This window comes from Kribbella flavida DSM 17836 (assembly GCF_000024345.1).
GTDB classification, from domain to species: Bacteria; Actinomycetota; Actinomycetes; order Propionibacteriales; family Kribbellaceae; genus Kribbella; species Kribbella flavida.
This window is the reverse complement of record NC_013729.1, coordinates 3,477,377-3,494,234: the sequence shown is the minus strand read 5'-3', so window position 1 is coordinate 3,494,234 and position 16,858 is coordinate 3,477,377. Positions and strand designations below refer to the sequence as shown.

Sequence of the window (16,858 nt, the reverse complement as noted above, 5' to 3'; positions counted from 1 at the left end):
CGAACCGCCGAGCGACGCCCACCACGCCCTCCGTGATCACCCCATCCCACCACCCGGCCGCCACCCCTGCCACCACCCTGCCGCCGCCAGCCGCTCCCGCCCCGCACCTGCGGCATCGGCCGCCTCCACCCAGCGACTCTCTCTCCGGAGCCCAGCCGGCGGTCCAGCCAGCGCGTCGTACTCGGGGGTTAACCCCTCAAGTGCAGGGTTGACCCACCGGAATCTGGCGGGCCAACCCCACACCTCACGGGTTAACCCCTCAGACACCGGAACCTCCACCGGCACCATCCGCCCGCCGACTCTCGCGGGTTAACCCGCCAAACGCAGGGTTGACCCATCAGAATCTGGTAGGCCAACCCTGTACCTCGAGGGTTAACCCCTCAGATGCGGCAGCAGGAGCGGTACGCCGACGCGGGCCCACCGACCTCGGCGGCAGCTGCGCGGTCGCGTTCCTGGGGCGTCCGGCGTTCTCGTGCCGGGGGGACGTCCGGCGTTCGCGGGCCGAGGGCGTACGCAGGGCCAGGTACGTCCAGCCTACGCGGGAACAGGTACGCCAGGCCTGCGCAGGGCCAGGTACGCCCGGCCTACGCAGGGCCAGGTACGCCGGGCCTACGCAGGCCCGGTACGCCGGGTGGCAACGCGAACACCCGGGCGGTCCGTGGGGACTGCCCGGGTGCTCGGTCGTCGTGCTAGAAGAGGATCTCGCCGCCGGCGCGGCGGGCGCGCAGGCGTTCCAGGGCCTCTTCGAGGATCTGGGCGGCCTCCTGCTCGCTGCGCCGCTCCTTCACGTACGCCAGATGCGTCTTGTAGGGCTCGATCTTCGGGGGCGGGGGTGGGTTGTTCACGTCGGTGCTGGTCGGCAGACCGCACCGTGGACAGTCCCACGCCTCCGGGATGGCCGCTTCGACCGCGAACACCGTCGCGGTCTCGTGACCGTTGGCACAGAAGAACACGATGCGCTGCCGGGGCGCGGACTCACCGCGCTCCGCCTCGCCCATCGGCCCGGCACCGACCCGGCTACCACGAATTGCACCGCCACCACCAGCCACGGGAGCTACTCCCCTCTCAGCCGAGCTTGTACAGCAGGCCGAGAGCGACGATGGCCGCGAACCAGATCAGACCGACCGCGATGGTGATCCGGTCCAGGTTCCGCTCCGCGACGGAGGAGCCGCCCAGGTTGGACGACACACCGCCACCGAACAGGTCCGACAGACCGCCACCGCGGCCTTTGTGCAGCAGCACGAGCAGCGTCAGGATCAGGCTGCAGATGATCACGACGATCTGAAAAGCGAGAATCACGAGGAGTAGCCTAACTGAAGGTCCAGGTAACGGCAGATACCGGCGAACTCGTCCACCTTGAGGCTCGCACCCCCGACCAGGCAGCCGTCGACGTCCGGCTGGGACATGATGCCACCTGCGCTGCTCATCTTCACCGACCCCCCGTACAGAATCCGTACCGCGTCGGCCACGGCGGGTGAGATCGACTCCTCCAGCCGGCCCCGGATCGCGGCGCAGACCTCCTGCGCGTCCTCGGGTGTGGCCACCTCGCCGGTGCCGATCGCCCACACCGGCTCGTAGGCGATGACGACCTTGCGCACGTCGTCCGGCTTGAGCCCGGCCAGCGCGCCGTCGACCTGGGCCAGCGTGTGCGCGACGTGCTCGCCGGCCTTACGGACCTCGAGGCCCTCGCCGACGCAGACGATCGGGACGAGCCCGGCCGCCAGCGCCTTGGTGGCCTTGGCGTTCACCAGCGCGTCGTCCTCGCCGTGGTACTGCCGGCGCTCGGAGTGACCGGCCAGCACGTAGGTGCAGCCGAGCTTGGTCAGCATCGCCGCCGAGATCTCGCCGGTGTAGGCGCCCTCGTCGTGCACCGACACGTCCTGCGCGCCGTACACGATCTTCATCCGGTCGCCGTCGACGAGCGTCTGCACGCTGCGGATGTCGGTGAACGGCGGCAGCACCGCGACCTCGACCCGCTCGAAGTCGTGCTTCTTGTCCTGCAGCGTCCAGCTCAGCTTCTGCAGCAGGTGCACGGCCTCGACGTGGTTGACGTTCATCTTCCAGTTGCCCGCCATCAACGGCGTACGAGCAGCCGAAATCTCAGAGCCAGCCATTCCTTGGTTACTCCTCTTCCAGCACAGCGAGACCTGGGAGCTCCTTGCCCTCCAGGTATTCCAGCGACGCGCCACCTCCGGTGGAGATGTGCCCGAACTGGTCGTCCGCGAAGCCCAGCTGCCGTACGGCGGCCGCCGAGTCGCCGCCACCGACGACACTGAGGCCGTCCACCTCGGTCAACGCCTTCGCCACGGCCTTGGTTCCGCCGGCGAACGCCGCCATCTCGAACACACCCATCGGGCCGTTCCAGAACACGGTCTTCGCGGCCGCGATCTCCGCGGCGAACGCCTGGCCGGACTCCGGGCCGATGTCCAGACCGAGCTGGTCGGCCGGGATCGCGTCGGCGGCGACCACGGTGGCGGGCGCGTCGGCCTTGAACTCGGGCGCGACCACGATGTCGGTCGGCAGCACGATCTCGACGCCCTTGGCCTTCGCGGCGTCCAGGTAGCCCTTGACCGTGTCCAGCTGGTCTTCCTCGAGCAAGCTCTTGCCGACCTCGTGGCCCTGGGCCTTGAGGAAGGTGAACACCATGCCGCCGCCGATCAGCAGCTTGTCGGCCTTGGCCAGCAGGTTGTCGATCACCGCGAGCTTGTCCGACACCTTCGCGCCGCCCAGTACGACGACGTACGGGCGCTCCGGGCTCTCGGTGAGCTTCTTCAGCACCTCGACCTCGGCGAGCACCAGGCCGCCGGCCGCGTGCGGCAGCTTGCGGGCCACGTCGTACACGCTGGCCTGCTTGCGGTGCACGACGCCGAAGCCGTCGCTGACGAACAGGTCGGCCAGACCGGCCAGCTCGTCGGCCAGCGCCCCGCGCTCGGCCTCGTCCTTGCTCTCCTCACGCGGGTCGTACCGCACGTTCTCGAGCAGCAGCACCTCGCCCTCGTCGAGCTCCTGCACCGCCTCCTGCGCGCTCTCGCCGGTCACGTCGGTGGCGAACCGCACGGTGACACCCTCGGGCTGCAGCAGCTCACCGAGCCGCCGGGCGACCGGGGCCAGCGTGAACTCCGGGTTCGCCGTGCCCTTGGGACGGCCGAGGTGCGCGGTCACGATCACCTTGGCGCCGGCCTTGGCCAGCGTGAGCAGGGTCGGCAGCGAGGCGCGGATGCGGCCGTCGTCGCCGATCTCGTCGCCCTTGATCGGCACGTTCAGGTCGGAGCGCACCAGCACCCGCAGGCCGGCCACGTCCCCCAGATCTTCCATCGTCTTCACAGTCGAGTTTCCTTCGGCAAACCGCGAGCGTCCGAAGAACCTGCGCTACCGGCCAGGGTTCTTCGGACGCACTGTGGTGGGGAGAACGTCAGAGCGAGGCGCCGACGTAGTTGACCAGGTCGACGAGGCGGTTGGAGTAGCCCCACTCGTTGTCGTACCAGCCGACGACCTTGACCTGGTTGCCGAGCACCTTGGTCAGCCCGGCGTCGAAGATGCAGGAGGCCGGGTCGGTGACGATGTCGCTGGAGACGATCTCGTCCTCGGTGTAGCGCAGGTAGCCCTTGAGCGCACCCTCGGCCGCGGCCTTGACGGCAGCGTTGACCTCCTCGACCGAGGTCTCCCGGCCGACGGTGATGGTCAGGTCGGTGGCCGAACCGGTCGGCACCGGGACGCGCAGCGCGTAGCCGTCCAGCTTGCCCTTGAGCTCGGGCAGCACCAGGCCGATCGCCTTCGCGGCGCCGGTCGAGGTCGGCACGATGTTCAGCGCGGCGGCGCGGGCGCGGCGCAGGTCCTTGTGCGGGCCGTCCTGCAGGTTCTGGTCCTGGGTGTAGGCGTGGATCGTGGTCATCAGGCCCTGCTGGATGGTGAACTCGTCGTGAATGGCCTTGGCCATCGGGGCGAGGCAGTTCGTGGTGCAGGACGCGTTCGAGATGACCGTGTGCTGGTCGGCGTCGTACAGCTCGTGGTTCACGCCCATCACCACGGTCAGGTCCTCGTTCTTCGCCGGGGCGGAGATGATGACCTTCTTGGCGCCGTTGTCGGCGTGCGTCTTGGCCTTGGTGGCGTCGGTGAAGAAGCCGGTGGACTCGATCACCACGTCGGCGCCCACGTCCGACCACTTGAGGTTGGCGGGGTCGCGCTCGGCGAACGCCTTGAAGCTGTGCCCGGCGACGGTGATGTCGGACTCGGTCGCGGTGACCTCGCCCGGGAAGCGGCCCAGGATCGAGTCGTACTTCAGCAGGTGGGCGAGGGTCTGGTTGTCGGTCAAGTCGTTGACGGCGACGACCTCGATGTCGGCACCGGACGCCTGCACGGCGCGGAAGAAGTTACGGCCGATTCGGCCGAAGCCGTTGATACCTACGCGTACGGTCACGGGACTACGTCTCCTCAAACTAGCTGTCGAGCACTGCCGCTACAGCCGAAACACTAGCCCAACAGCCCACTTGATCCACTGGTACCGTCCACATCAGACCAGCCGGACCGGCCGGTAGCCCACCGAGCAGACCACCCCGACGCACCACGACCCCGGAGATCGTCCGGGGTCGTGCGGTGAATACCAGTGATTCTGCTGGTGAAGCCGCGGCGCTACGGCGGCGGCCGGATCAGGCCGGGTCGAGCATGTCGGGGGTCAGGTTGGCCTCGGTGTTGGGGATGCCGAGGTCGGCGGCGCGCTTGTCGGCCATCGCCAGCAGGCGGCGGATCCGGCCGGCCACCGCGTCCTTGGTGAGAGCCGGCTCGTGCAGCTGGCCGAGCTCCTCGAGGCTGGCCTGCTTGTGCTCCAGGCGCAGCTTGCCGGCCACCTGCAGGTGGTCCGGGACGTCGTCGCCGAGGATCTCCAGCGCGCGCTCCACCCGGGCGCCGGCCGCGACCGCCGCGCGGGCCGAGCGGCGCAGGTTCGCGTCGTCGAAGTTGGCCAGCCGGTTCGCCGTCGCGCGGACCTCGCGGCGCATCCGGCGCTCCTCCCAGGCCAGCACCGACTCGTGCGCGCCGAGCCGGGTCAGCAGGGCGCCGATCGCGTCGCCGTCGCGGATCACCACGCGGTCGACGTTGCGCACCTCGCGGGCCTTGGAGCCGATGCCGAGCCGCCGGGCCGCACCGACCAGCGCGAGCGCGGCCTCCGGCCCGGGGCAGGTCACCTCGAGCGACGAGGACCGGCCGGGCTCGGTCAGCGAGCCGTGCGCCAGGAACGCGCCGCGCCAGGCCGCCACCGCGTCGCAGGAGGCCCCCGACACCACCGCCGGCGGCAGCCCACGGACCGGGCGGCCGCGGTTGTCGACCAGGCCGGTCTGGCGGGCCAGCGCGTCGCCGTCACGGACCACCCGGACGACGTACTTCGTCTGCTTGCGGATTCCCGACGGGGAGATGACCACGACCTCCGACGGGTGGCCGAAGATCTCGGCGATGTCCTTGCGCAGCCGCCGGGCGGCCCGGGCGCTGTCCAGCTCGGCCTCGACCACGATCCGGCCGGACACCAGGTGCAGGCCGCCGGCGAACCGGAGTACGGACGAGACCTCGGCCTTGCGGCAGCAGGGTTTCGTGACCTGGATGCTGGTCAGCTCGGACTTCACCTGTGCAGTCATCGCCATGTACGAAATCCTCCCACTGCTGTCAAAGACCCTCCGGCCGGTACCCGGTCCAACTCCCCCGCCGCGGTCGGTGTTACGGGTCGTGGCAACCTTTCCGGGGCCGGGTGTCGTTCCTCTTCCGACACCCCGAGAGGAGCGACGATGCGACGACGCAGTGAGGCGGACTTCACCGAGTTCGCCGCCGCGGCGCTCCGCCGGTTGCGCCGGACGGCGTACCTGATGTGCGGCGACTGGCACCGGGCCGAGGACGCGGCCCAGGACGCGCTCGTCCGGGTGTACCGCGCCTGGGACCGGCTGGACCACCACGCCGGGCTCAACACCTACGCCCACCGGGCCGTGGTGTCGGTGGTGCTCGACCAGGCCAAGCGGCCGTGGCGCCGGGAGTTCCTCGACGACGAGGTCCCGGACCAGCCGCTGCCCGACCCCGCCCGCACGGTCGACGACCGGTTGCTGGTGATCGAGGCGCTGGCCCGGCTCGCGCCGCGGCAACGGGCCTGCGTGGTCCTGCGGCACTACGCGGACCTGAGCATCGAGGAGACCGCGCAGGTGCTCGGCATCGGGACCGGCGCGGTCAAGAGCCAGACCTCCCGGGGACTCGCGGCACTGCGCGAACAGCTGCACCGGCCGGGCACCGGCACCGCCGCACCGGCCGATCACAAGAAAGAGGTCCTGTTGTGAGCACCGAGATCGAAGACCTGCTGTCCGACGCCGCCGACGACTCGGCCCAGCCGCTGCGGCACTCCGTGGACGACGTCGTACGCCGTGGCCGCCGCGGGCAGCGGATCCGCCGGGCCGGCGCGGTCGCGGCCGGCGCCGTCGCGGTGGCCGGCGTCGCCACCGCCGTCGCCGTCTGGCCCGGGCAGCCGAGCAACCCCCCGGTGGCCGGCCTGGGACTTCCGGCGTCCCCGACCACGGTGACCATGGACGCCAAGACCGGCAAGGTCCTGCCGGACAAGCAACTGCCGCAGAGCACGCTGTCCGCCGCGCAGGTGGTCGCACGCTGCAAGCCGCAGGACCGCAACTACCAGCAGGGCTCGCAGAAGGCCGCCGGCGGGGGCTCCGACCCGATCAGCAACTGGACCGTGGCGGTGACCCAGGGCACCGGCAGCTGGTTCCACGCGATCCTGGTCTCCCCCGACCGCAAGCGCTACGCGTACTGCCTCGACAACGCCGAGCCGGGTGTCGCCTCCCCGGGCGACGACTACCTGCGGCAGTCGGTCACCGCCGACAAGCCGTACGTCGTCTACGCCGACCGGTACGGCGCGAAGGGCGTCGTCCCGCCCGGCATCGCCAAGATCGAGTTCCGGACCGTCGACGGCGTGGTGTCCCCGGCGGTCATCCGCGACGGGTTCTTCCTGTGGTACTCGACCCGGACCACCGTCGGAGACCCGATGGCGCCGATCTGGGCGGTCTTCTCGGACGCGCGGGGTCGCGAGGTCGCCCGCTTCGACGCCAACCCGTTCCAGCCCGACCAGGCCGGCGTTCCGGGCGGCAAGACGTTCGAGCGCACCCCGATCTTCGCCAAGAAGTAGCCGGCGGCGACGCCCGCTACTGGAAGATCTCGCGGTAGATCTTCGCCAGCTTCGCCGGGTCGTGGTGGAGCTGGCGCTGGTCGTCGGCGATGTCCGCGACCACCAGCTCGGCACCGAGCGAGCTTGCCGTACGGCGTAACGACTCCGGGTCGGGCACGTGGTCCTGGTCGGCCAGGACCACGTCGATGCGCAGCTCGGGCGCGTGCGCGGCGAGCACCTCGAGGTGGGTCTCCGGGGAGAAGCCGTCGGTCTCGCCGATCTGTTCGCCGAGGTTCAGCGTCAGCACGCGCCGCGCGCTGGTCTGCTCCAGCCCGCGGCACAACGCCGGGACCAGCAGGTTGGGAATCACCGAGGTGAACCACGACCCCGGACCGACAACGACCCAGTCGGCCTCCGCGACGGCGACCAGCGCCTCCGGGCAGGCCGGCGGGTCGGCCGGGTCGAGCGCGACGTCGACGACGTGGCCGTTGGTGGTGGCGACCTCGGTCTGCCCGCGGATCTCGCTGATCGCCTCGGGGTGCAGCGGATCCAGGCCGAGCACCCGCGCGGTGATGTCCAGCGGGACCGACGACATCGGCAGCACCCGGCCCTGGGCGCCGAGCAGCCGGGCGACCCAGTCGAGCCCGTCGACGGCCTCGCCGAGCAGTTCCCAGAGCGCGACGATCAGCAGGTTGCCGACCGCGTGGTCGTGCAGGGCGCCGTCACTGCGGAACCGGTGCTGCAGCACGTCGGCCCAGGTGCGGCCCCACTCGTCGTCGCGGCACAACGCGGCCAGCGCCATTCGCAGGTCACCCGGCGGCAGCACCCCCAGCTCAGTGCGCAGCCGGCCCGACGATCCGCCGTTGTCGGCGACCGTGACGACCGCGGTCAGCTGGTCGGTCACCTGCCGCAGGGCGGACAGCGACGCGGCGAGACCGTGCCCGCCACCCAGCGCCACGACTCGGGGAGATCTCGTCACTCCCGCCCCAGATCCCTGTGCACCACCAAGGTCGGTGACCCCTTCTCCCGCAGCCGCTTGCCGATCTCCTCGGCCATGGCGACGCTCCGGTGCTTACCCCCGGTGCAGCCGATCGCGACCGTGACGAACCGCTTGCCCTCGTTCAGGTAGCCGGTCCGCAGGGTGTCCAGCACGTCCACGTAGTTCTGCAGGAACTGCTGGGCCAGCGGATGGCCGAGCACGAAGTCTGACACAGGCCGGTCCTGGCCGGTCATCGGGCGCAGGTCGGGCTGCCAGTACGGGTTCGGCACGAAGCGCATGTCGGCGACCACGTCGGCGTCGACCGGGATGCCGTACTTGAAACCGAACGACACCACGGTGGCCCGCAGCTCGGCGTTCTCCTCGTCGCCGAAGGCGTTCACGATCTTCGCGGCGAGCTGGTGGATGTTCAGGTTCGAGGTGTCGATCACCAGGTCGGCGCCGGCCCGGATGTCGCCGAGCAGCTCGCGCTCCCGCTGAATCCCGGTCAGCAGCCGGCCCTCGCCCTGCAGCGGGTGCGGCCGGCGCACGCTCTCCTGGCGGCGCACGATCACGTCGTCGGACGCCTCCAGGAACAGGGTCAGCGGCCGGTACCCCTTGGTGCGCAGGTCCTGGATGGCCGCGCCGAGCTCGTCGAAGAACATGCCGGTCCGGACGTCGACCACCACCGCCAGCCGGGGCGAGGCGCCGGTGCCGACGACCTGCTCCACGATCGTGGTCAGGAACATCGGCGGCAGGTTGTCGACCACGAACCAGCCGAGGTCCTCCAGCACGTCCGCGACCGAACTCCGTCCCGCGCCGGACATGCCGGACACGATGACCAGGTTGCCGCTCGACTCGTCCATCAGTTTCGGTTCTCCCCGTTCGGCGGACCGGCGGGCCCCGGTCCGTCGTCGTCCAGTATCTCGCCCGTGGCGGTGTTCACCGACGGCGCCCGGCCGGTGTCGGCCTTCGTTGCCACAGCGTTCACCGCGACGACCACCGACTCGGCCGTCCGGCGTCCGAAGCCGGGCAGCCCGGCCACCTCGTCGACGGTCGCCTCCCGCAGTTTGCGCAACGAACCGAAGTGCCGCAGCAGGGTCTTGCGCCGCACCTCGCCGAGCCCCGGTACGTCGTCGAGCACGCTCTCCACCATCGACTTCGACCGGCGGTTGCGGTGGTGGGTGATCGCGAACCGGTGTGCCTCGTCGCGCAGCCGCTGGAGCAGGTAGAGCCCCTCGGAGGTCCGGGAGAAGATCACCGGGTCCTGCTCGTCGGGCAGCCAGACCTCCTCCAGCCGCTTGGCCAGGCCGCAGACCGGGATGTCGCCGAGGCCCAGCTCGTCCATCGCCTGCCGGGCGGCCGCGACCTGCGGCGGGCCGCCGTCGACGACCACCAGGCCCGGCGCGTAGGAGAACTTCTTCGCTCGGCCGGTCTCGGGGTCGATCAAGGCCGCCGCCGCGTCCGGTTCGTCGGCGCCGTCGGCGGCCGGGTCGCCGGTCAGCGTCGCCCGCTCGTCCAGCAGCCGCTTGAACCGCCGGGTCAGCACCTCGGCGATCGAGGCGACGTCGTTCTGGCCCTCGACACCGCGGATCACGAACCGCCGGTACTCGCTCTTGCGCGGCAGGCCGTCCTCGAACACGACCATCGAGGCGACCACCTCGGTGCCCTGCAGGTTGGACACGTCGTAGCACTCCAGCCGCAGCGGAGCCTCGGGCAGGTCGAGCGCGGCCTGGATCTCCTCCAGGGCCTGGTTGCGGGTGGTCAGGTCGCTGGCCCGCTTGGTCTTGTGCATGGTCAGCGTCTGCAGCGCGTTGCGCTCGACGGTCTCCATCAGCGCCTTCTTGTCGCCGCGCTGCGGGACCCGGATCGCGACCCGCGACCCGCGCAGCTGCGACAGCCACTCGGTCAGCGCGGCCTCGTCGTCCGGCACCACCGGGACCAGGATCTCGCGCGGGATCGCGTCGGCCGCCTCACCGGCGTACATCTGCTGGATGAACCGGGAGACCAGGTCGCCGGTGGTCGCGGTGCCGTCGGCCTTGTCGGCGATCCAGCCGCGCTGGCCGCGGATCCGGCCGCCGCGCACGTAGAAGATCTGCACGGCCACCTCGAGCGGGTCCTCGCTCAGCGCGACCACGTCGGTGTCGGTGCCGTCGCCGAGCACCACCGCGTTCTTGGCCAGCGCCTTCTCCAGCGCGGCCAGGTCGTCGCGCATCTTCGCGGCCCGCTCGTACTCCAGCTCGGCGGCGGCCGCCTTCATCTCCTTCTCCAGCCGGCGCACGTACGTCGCGGTCTGGCCGGACAGGAAGGCGGAGAAGTCCTCGACGATCCTGCGGTGCTCCTCCTGGCTGACCTGGCCGGTGCACGGCGCGGCGCACTTGCCGATGTAACCGAGCAGGCAGGGCCGGCCGATCTGGCGGTGCCGGTTGAACACGCCTTTGCTGCACGAGCGCATCGGGAAGACCCGCAGCAGCAGGTCGACGGTCTCCCGGATCGCCCAGGCGTGGCTGTACGGGCCGAAGTACCGGATGCCCTTCTTCTTCTGGCCGCGGCCGACCATCACCCGCGGGTAGTCCTCGTTGAGGGTGATCGCCAGCCACGGGTAGGACTTGTCGTCCCGGTACTTCACGTTGAACCTCGGGTCGTACTCCTTGATCCAGGAGTACTCCAGCTGCAGCGACTCCACCTCGGTGCCGACCACGGTCCAGTCCACCTTCGCGGCGGTGGTCACCATCGACTGGGTCCGGGGGTGCAGGTTCGCCAGGTCCTGGAAGTACGACGACAACCGGGCGCGCAGGTTCTTCGCCTTGCCGACGTAGATCACCCGGCCGGCGGAGTCACTGAAGCGGTACACCCCGGGCGAGTCGGGGATGGAGCCCGGAGCAGGGCGGTAGGACGACGGATCAGCCACCTCACCACCCTAGTTCGCCCCGCCGACAACGCCCGCCGGGACGGGGTCTGATGCGCAAAAGTCTTCATTGCAGGTTCAATGACAGACTTGAAGGCATGGATATCGACCAACTGATCGGGCAGCTGACCGGGCCCGGCGTCCGGGCACTCCAGGCCAACGGGGACACCTTCTTCGTGTACGACCCGGACGGCGACCTGCCGCCCGAACGGCAGCTGCCGTACGCGACCGTGGTCACCTCCGACGGGTACGACAGCGCCTCGAACCTGGACCGCCCGGGCGTCTACCGGCTGAATCTCGGCCTGCCGAAAGCCGACTACCTGGACCTGTTCCCCACTCCCCCGGCCGATCTCGACTTCACCGCTCTCGACACCGTCATGCCGCACCCAGTCTACACCCCGCAGCACTGGATCTGCGTGCTGTCGCCGTCGGACCGCACGGTCGCCGACCTGGCACCGATGATCCAGGCGGCGTACCGGTTCGCCGTCCGCAGGCACGCCAACCACCGGGCTCGCACGCGGTCCTGACCCGTCGCGGGATCGCCGCCGGGCAAGGCGCGGGCTGTCTTTCGGCCCGGCGGAGATCGTGTTACGGCTTGCCCACTGCCGCGACCGACGCCACGCCCGGCGGCCGCGCCGGTTCTAGCCTCGTCCCCGGGTGACGACCGAACTGCCGACGAGGAGTCCAGCCGATGACGCCGTTCAACATCCCGTTCCGAGCCACGGCCGTGGCGGGGGCCGCGTTGCTCCTGGTGCCCGTGCTCGGCGCCGCGCCGGCCACCGCGCGCGAGGCACCGACGACCGAGCGCTCCGAGCCGCTGATCCGCGGCGCCGGCAGCCCGGCGGCGGTGCCCGGTACCTACATCGTCGTGCTGGCCGGCAACCCGTCGGCGGCGATGACCAGGGCCACCACCCGGAGTCTGGCGACCGCGTACGACCTGACCGTGCGCAAGGAGTTCCGGTCCTCGCTGCGCGGCTTCTCCGCCGCGATGACCCCGGAGCAGGCCGAGAACGTCGCGCGCGATCCGCAGGTCGCCTACGTCCAGCAGAACCAGGTGTTCACGGCGAAGCAGGACGATCCGCCGTGGGGCCTGGACCGGACCGACCAGCGCGAGCTGCCGCTGGACCGCAAGTTCACCCCGTCCGTTGCCGCGGACAACGTCAGCGTCTACGTGATCGACACCGGCATCTACCCCGAGCACAAGGACTTCGGCGGCCGGGCGTCGGTCGGGACCGACACCATCGGCGACGGCCAGAACGGCGTCGACTGCGCCGGCCACGGCAGCCACGTCGCCGGCACCATCGCCGGTACGACGTACGGCGTCGCCAAGCAGGCCAAGGTGTACGGCGTCCGGGTGCTGAACTGCATCGGCTCCGGCACCACCGAGACGGTGGTCTCGGGCATCGAGTGGGTGACGGCCAACGCCAAGAAGCCGGCGGTGGCCAACCTCAGCCTCGGTGGCAGCATCGACGACGCCACCGACGCGGCGGTCCGGGCCTCGATCGAGTCCGGGATCAGCTACGCGGTGGCCGCCGGCAACGAGAGCACCGACGCCTGCAACGTCTCGCCGGCCCGCGAGCCGCTGGCGATCACCGTCGGCGCCACCGACCGGGAGGACACCCGGCCGAAGTTCTCCAACTACGGCAGCTGCGTCGACCTGTCCGGACCGGGCGTCGAGATCACCTCGGTCGCGATCAACGACCCGGAGGCGACCCGCACGATGAGCGGTACGTCGATGGCCGCGCCACACGTCGCCGGGGTGATCGCGCTGTACCTGAGCACGCATCCCGAGGCGACACCCGCCGAGGTGAGCAAGGCGCTGCTCGAGACCGCGACCCCGGACGAGGTCCAGAACCCCGGCGCGAACTCGCCGAACCGCCTGCTGTTCCTCGGCCCGTTCGAGCCGCCCACCACGCCGACGCCCACCCCCACCCCGACGCCCACTCCGACGCCGACGCCCACCCCCTCCCCGACGACGTCGCCGACGCCGACCGGCACGCCGACCTCGGCGCCGGCTCCGCGCTGATCCGCGCGACCGGCATCCCCGCAGGACACCCGAAAGGCCCGGCCGTTTCCGGCCGGGCCTTTCCCCCGTTCGTCAGGCCGAGCCGACGATGTTGCCGCCCTGCACCGACACGTTCACCGCGGCCAGCGGCTCGCGGGCCGGCCCGGTCACCACGCTGCCGTCGGTCGCGTTGAACTTGCTGCCGTGGCAGTTGCAGTCGATCGTGTTGTCAGCGACCTTCGCCACCAGGCACCCGCTGTGCGTGCAGACCGCGCTGAACCCCTTGTACTGCCCGGCCGTCGGCTGGGTCACGACGACCTTCGCCTCCTTGAACACCGCGCCACCGCCGACCGGTACGTCCGCGGCCGGCCCGAGCACCGGTCCACCCGCGCTCGGGGCCGATGACGGCGCCGACGACGGGGCCGACGACGGAGCCGAGGAGGGCGCCGAGGTCGGGCTGGAGGCGGCGCCGGACGGCGTACCACCGGCTTGGCCGTCGTCGCCGCACGCCGCCAGCAACGGCGCGCTCACGCCGGCGAGCCCGGCCACGGCGGCGCCGCGCAGGACCGATCTGCGGTCCCGTACCGAGGCGATCACCCGGTCGAGGTTGGCCGTCTTGTCGTCGCTCATGAGTCTGGACCTCCAGGAGCTGGTGCGAAAGTAGTTGAACGCTCTGCTACTTGCAGTTCTACCCGATCCAGGCACATCGGGCCACACCTCGATGAACGACGCGAGCGGCAGAACGGTTCAGATCAGGCCGGGCGCGCCGGCCTGAGGGGCGGTGCGGACGGATCAGCGCGTCGCGCGCTCGACCAGCCGCGCGGCGAGCTCCAGGGCAGCGCGCCGGGTCGCCGGTTCGAGCTGCTCCGGACGCAGCGGCCAGACCCGCGCCAGGTGCTCGTCGTACGGCAGCACCACGTAGCCGAGGCCACGGTCCGACACGGCCGATTGCAGCCAGCGGACCGGCTCCGGGTCGTCCGGGCGGTTCTCCGCGATGATCACCAGGCCCTTCTGCACCAGCATCTGCTGGCCGGCGACGCTGAGCTGGTCGAGCTGGTTGATGCTGCTCAGCGCGTCGTCGCGGGACGACGGGATGACCAGGGCGACCGCGTGCGCAGAACCTGCGACGTACCCGGTGGCCTGCTCGAACAGGCCGGCCGGGCAGTCGACGAGCGAGATCGGGATCTGGTTCGCGCCGCCGACGTTGCGGGCGGCCAGTACGTCGCTGATCGCGTCGGCGGTCGGTTCGGCCCGGGCGAGCTGGATCCGTGCTCCTGGCGTACTGGTGATGCCCTGGGCGAGCCGGTGGGTCAGCTTGCCCTCCCGCGGGCACGCGTCGACGGCGAGCACGATGTCGCTGCGTTGCGCGGCGATCGTGTCGGCGAGCAGCGCGGTCACCGTCGACGTGCCGGCCTGCGGGACCGGCCCGACCACTCCGATCATCCGGCCGATGCCGATCGGGCGCCGGATCACCGCGATGTTCTCGACGTCGCGCTGCATCCGGCCGGACGCGCCGGCGATGTAGGCCGCCTCGGCCGCGAACCGCCCGATCCGGCGGAAGAAGCCGCCCGGCCGGTCCTCGTGCTGCAGGCCCACCGAGTCCGATGCCACCGGCAACGGTCCGGCCAGCGGGTCCTGGTACGACGGGGTGTAGGCCTGCGGGCCCGGACCGCCGTCCGGCATCGGCGTGTCCCAGCCGGTCGGCTCCTGCGGCGCCGGCGCGTTCCAGCTGCCGTCGCCGACGGGCGGCTGCTCGTAGCCCTGCTGGTACTGCGCCGGCGGGCCGTAGTTCGGGTCGTAGGCGGGCGGTTGCGGCTGCGGATACTGCTGCGGCGGAGGCTGGTACGCCTGCTGCTGCGCAGCCTGATACTGCTGCTGCGGCGGCGGCCCGTATTGCTGGGGTTGCGGCGGGTACTGCGGGGGCGGCGGCGCGTACTGCTCCTGGTACGGCGCAGGCGGCACCGCCCCGTACGGCGGCTGCTCGTACGCCGGAGCCTGCTGGTACGGCGGCGGCCCCTGCGGCTCGTACTGCTGCACCGGCGGCTGCTGGTACTGCGGATACGGCGGCGCCGGCTGCTGATACTGATACTGCTGCTCAGGCGGCGGCGCGTACTGCTGAGGCGGGTAGTACGGCGCCTGCTGCTGCGGCGGCCCGTAGGACTGCGGCGGCTGCTGCCACTGCTGTTCCTGGTAAGGCCCCTGCGGCGGCGCTGGCTGTTGCCACTGCTGCTGAGCCTGGTACTGCGGCTGGTGCGGGGACTGGTTTGTGTACTGCGGTTGCTGCTCCTGCGGAGGAACAGGCGCACCCCAACCTGCACCGACCGGCGCGGGCGGCGGCGGCATCGTCGGCTCCGGCGCAGGCTGCTGGACCGGAGGCTGTCCCGCACCGGCAGGACTCTCCGGCGGCGCGGCAGCCGTCGCCGACTCGTCGTCGAGGCGGGCCATCATGTCCGCCTGCCAGTTCGGCCCGGTCATACCATCCGATCAGAAGACGTCGAGCAGATCGCTGAACACCCCGAAAGCTCCGAGCACCAACGGGACCAGCGCCACCACGGCCAGCACCTGGAGCTGGTCCAGCACCTGGCCGAGCCGAACCTGGACGTGGTCCTGCGGTGTCCAGGTCAGGCCGAAGGCACCGACCATCGCCACCACCACGAGCAGTCCGACTGCGACCAGTGTGCCACCCACCGGCTGCTGGGACAGATCCTGGACCAGTGCGGCGAGCACGACACCGGCCGCAAGGAACAGCCCGAGCACCTCCGCCGCGAGCGGGTACAGCCGCGAGCGCGAACACAGCAGCAGCGCGAGCAGCGCAGCGATGCTCACCGTCCAGGCCGAACCGTGCAGCGCCAGCACCACACCTGCGGCGGCGGACCAGAGCGCGATCGCCGTCGCGGACAGGGCGAGACCGACGTGCGCCGCGTTCAGCGCGGCCTCCACGTCCGGGCGGCCGATCTCGTTACCGCGAGCCCGGCGATCGTCCAGCGCCGTCAGGCCGGACATGGACAGCGCGAGCCGGGGCAGCACACCGAGCAGTAGCACGGCGACCACCGCGATCAGTGCGCTCAGCTTGTCCGCGGAGACACCGGCCGCGACACCGATGATCCAGATCAGCGCGAAGAGCATCGCCGTACCGCCGCCCACCAGGCCGCCGCCGGCGAGCCCGGCCATCGCGAACAGCAGCGGGCCGAGCGCCAGCCCGAGCGCGGTGACACCCCAGCGCATCGGCGTCGACCAGTCCTCGGAGACGCCGAGCGACCAGGCCACGATGGCCAGCAGGATCGGCGTCACCACCAGCAGGGTGATCGCGGTGGCCCGCTGCCCGGCCCGGCCGAGCACGACGCCGCCGAGGCCGGTGACGATCGCGACGACCAGCACGATGAACGCGGCCACGTCCGGCTCGGCCGAGCGGACCAGTGCGATCGCTCCGGCCAGCAGGGCGAAGGTCAGCGCGGCGCCGGCCGCCCAGTGCCGGTGCTTGCGCTGGAAGGTGGTGCCGCGCCGCTCGAGGTCGTCCACCGCCTCCTCGGCCACGTCGTACACGGTCGGGGGTGGCGGTACCTCGCCCTCGGCGGCCAGCCGGAGCACCGCCCCGTCACCGATCTGCGCCGAGCCGAGCGTCAGCTCCAGCGAGACCGTCTGCCCGGTGGGCGTGGTGAGGTACCGGCGCCGGGGCGACGGATCGATCGGCTCGCCGAGCATCCGCAGCAGGTCCGGCATCAGCCGGCCCAGCGGCTCGTCGACCGGCAGTACGGCGTCCATTTGACGCTGCCGCCCGATGATCGTCACCCGGCTGTAGACCGCAGCCACCCGTCACACCTCTCTGAT

At 71.2% G+C, this 16,858-nt stretch carries 16 protein-coding genes; 4 read left to right on the top strand and 12 right to left on the bottom strand.

Translation table 11 applies throughout. The features are described from left to right. Positions 1-689: 689 nt before the first annotated feature. The 6 genes from KFLA_RS16190 to whiA all read right to left on the bottom strand — a co-directional run bounded on the left by KFLA_RS16190 (position 690) and on the right by whiA (position 5,630). Positions 690-1,049, bottom strand: coding sequence for an RNA polymerase-binding protein RbpA (locus KFLA_RS16190; protein WP_012920882.1), 360 nt, complete (start codon positions 1,047-1,049; stop codon positions 690-692). Positions 1,050-1,065: 16 nt separating this feature from the next. After that, positions 1,066-1,299, bottom strand: coding sequence for a preprotein translocase subunit SecG (gene secG / locus KFLA_RS16185; RefSeq protein WP_012920881.1), 234 nt, complete (start codon positions 1,297-1,299; stop codon positions 1,066-1,068). After that, positions 1,296-2,114: a triose-phosphate isomerase gene (tpiA, locus tag KFLA_RS16180; RefSeq protein WP_012920880.1), complete on the bottom strand. Its 819-nt coding sequence runs from the start codon at positions 2,112-2,114 to the stop codon at positions 1,296-1,298. Before tpiA ends, secG begins: the two co-directional genes overlap by 4 nt. A 7-nt stretch (positions 2,115-2,121) precedes the next feature. After that, positions 2,122-3,324 carry a phosphoglycerate kinase gene (locus tag KFLA_RS16175; protein ID WP_012920879.1) on the bottom strand — a complete coding sequence of 401 codons (1,203 nt, stop codon included), beginning with the start codon at positions 3,322-3,324 and terminating at the stop codon, positions 2,122-2,124. A gap of 88 nt (positions 3,325-3,412) precedes the next feature. Beyond that, a complete protein-coding gene (gene gap, locus KFLA_RS16170; protein WP_012920878.1) occupies positions 3,413-4,417 on the bottom strand; it encodes a type I glyceraldehyde-3-phosphate dehydrogenase in 1,005 nt (334 codons plus the stop codon). 229 nt (positions 4,418-4,646) lie between these two features. Beyond that, complete coding sequence (whiA, locus tag KFLA_RS16165) at positions 4,647-5,630, bottom strand: DNA-binding protein WhiA (RefSeq protein WP_012920877.1); 984 nt, start codon at positions 5,628-5,630, stop codon at positions 4,647-4,649. A 141-nt stretch (positions 5,631-5,771) separates the two neighbouring features. On the opposite strand from whiA, the gene KFLA_RS16160 reads away from it, so the two are divergent. Continuing rightward, positions 5,772-6,308 (top strand): SigE family RNA polymerase sigma factor, encoded by a 537-nt coding sequence (locus KFLA_RS16160; RefSeq protein WP_012920876.1) that lies wholly within the window; start codon positions 5,772-5,774, stop codon positions 6,306-6,308. Then, positions 6,305-7,162 (top strand): hypothetical protein, encoded by an 858-nt coding sequence (locus KFLA_RS16155; protein WP_012920875.1) that lies wholly within the window; start codon positions 6,305-6,307, stop codon positions 7,160-7,162. Before KFLA_RS16160 ends, KFLA_RS16155 begins: the two co-directional genes overlap by 4 nt. Before the next feature lie 16 nt (positions 7,163-7,178). Here the strand turns inward: KFLA_RS16155 and KFLA_RS16150 are convergent, their stop codons facing one another. Genes KFLA_RS16150 through uvrC form a run of 3 tightly spaced genes read right to left on the bottom strand, consistent with a single transcriptional unit; the run spans position 7,179 to position 11,028 of the window. Continuing rightward, on the bottom strand, positions 7,179-8,120 hold the full coding sequence (locus tag KFLA_RS16150; RefSeq protein ID WP_041289352.1) for a gluconeogenesis factor YvcK family protein: 942 nt from the start codon (positions 8,118-8,120) through the stop codon (positions 7,179-7,181). Beyond that, the gene (gene rapZ, locus KFLA_RS16145; protein WP_012920873.1) at positions 8,117-8,983 is read right to left on the bottom strand and encodes an RNase adapter RapZ; all 867 of its coding nucleotides are present in this window, start codon (positions 8,981-8,983) and stop codon (positions 8,117-8,119) included. The genes KFLA_RS16150 and rapZ overlap by 4 nt, the downstream gene beginning before the upstream one ends. Further along, the gene (uvrC, locus tag KFLA_RS16140; protein ID WP_012920872.1) at positions 8,983-11,028 is read right to left on the bottom strand and encodes an excinuclease ABC subunit UvrC; all 2,046 of its coding nucleotides are present in this window, start codon (positions 11,026-11,028) and stop codon (positions 8,983-8,985) included. Before uvrC ends, rapZ begins: the two co-directional genes overlap by 1 nt. Before the next feature lie 95 nt (positions 11,029-11,123). On the opposite strand from uvrC, the gene KFLA_RS16135 reads away from it, so the two are divergent. Together KFLA_RS16135 and KFLA_RS16130 are read left to right on the top strand one after the other, a co-directional pair. Next, complete coding sequence (locus KFLA_RS16135; RefSeq protein WP_041289351.1) at positions 11,124-11,552, top strand: DUF6194 family protein; 429 nt, start codon at positions 11,124-11,126, stop codon at positions 11,550-11,552. A 164-nt stretch (positions 11,553-11,716) separates the two neighbouring features. Continuing rightward, positions 11,717-13,051 (top strand): S8 family peptidase, encoded by a 1,335-nt coding sequence (locus KFLA_RS16130; RefSeq protein ID WP_012920870.1) that lies wholly within the window; start codon positions 11,717-11,719, stop codon positions 13,049-13,051. Between the two features lie 72 nt (positions 13,052-13,123). Here KFLA_RS16130 and KFLA_RS39340 read toward each other — a convergent pair whose 3' ends face one another. The 3 genes from KFLA_RS39340 to eccD all read right to left on the bottom strand — a co-directional run bounded on the left by KFLA_RS39340 (position 13,124) and on the right by eccD (position 16,840). Beyond that, complete coding sequence (locus tag KFLA_RS39340) at positions 13,124-13,660, bottom strand: Rieske (2Fe-2S) protein (RefSeq protein ID WP_012920869.1); 537 nt, start codon at positions 13,658-13,660, stop codon at positions 13,124-13,126. 162 nt (positions 13,661-13,822) lie between these two features. Beyond that, positions 13,823-15,505, bottom strand: a complete 1,683-nt coding sequence (locus KFLA_RS16120) for a MinD/ParA family ATP-binding protein (protein ID WP_012920868.1) — start codon at positions 15,503-15,505, stop codon at positions 13,823-13,825. A 9-nt stretch (positions 15,506-15,514) separates the two neighbouring features. After that, a complete protein-coding gene (gene eccD / locus KFLA_RS16115) occupies positions 15,515-16,840 on the bottom strand; it encodes a type VII secretion integral membrane protein EccD (RefSeq protein WP_012920867.1) in 1,326 nt (441 codons plus the stop codon). Positions 16,841-16,858: the final 18 nt, after the last annotated feature.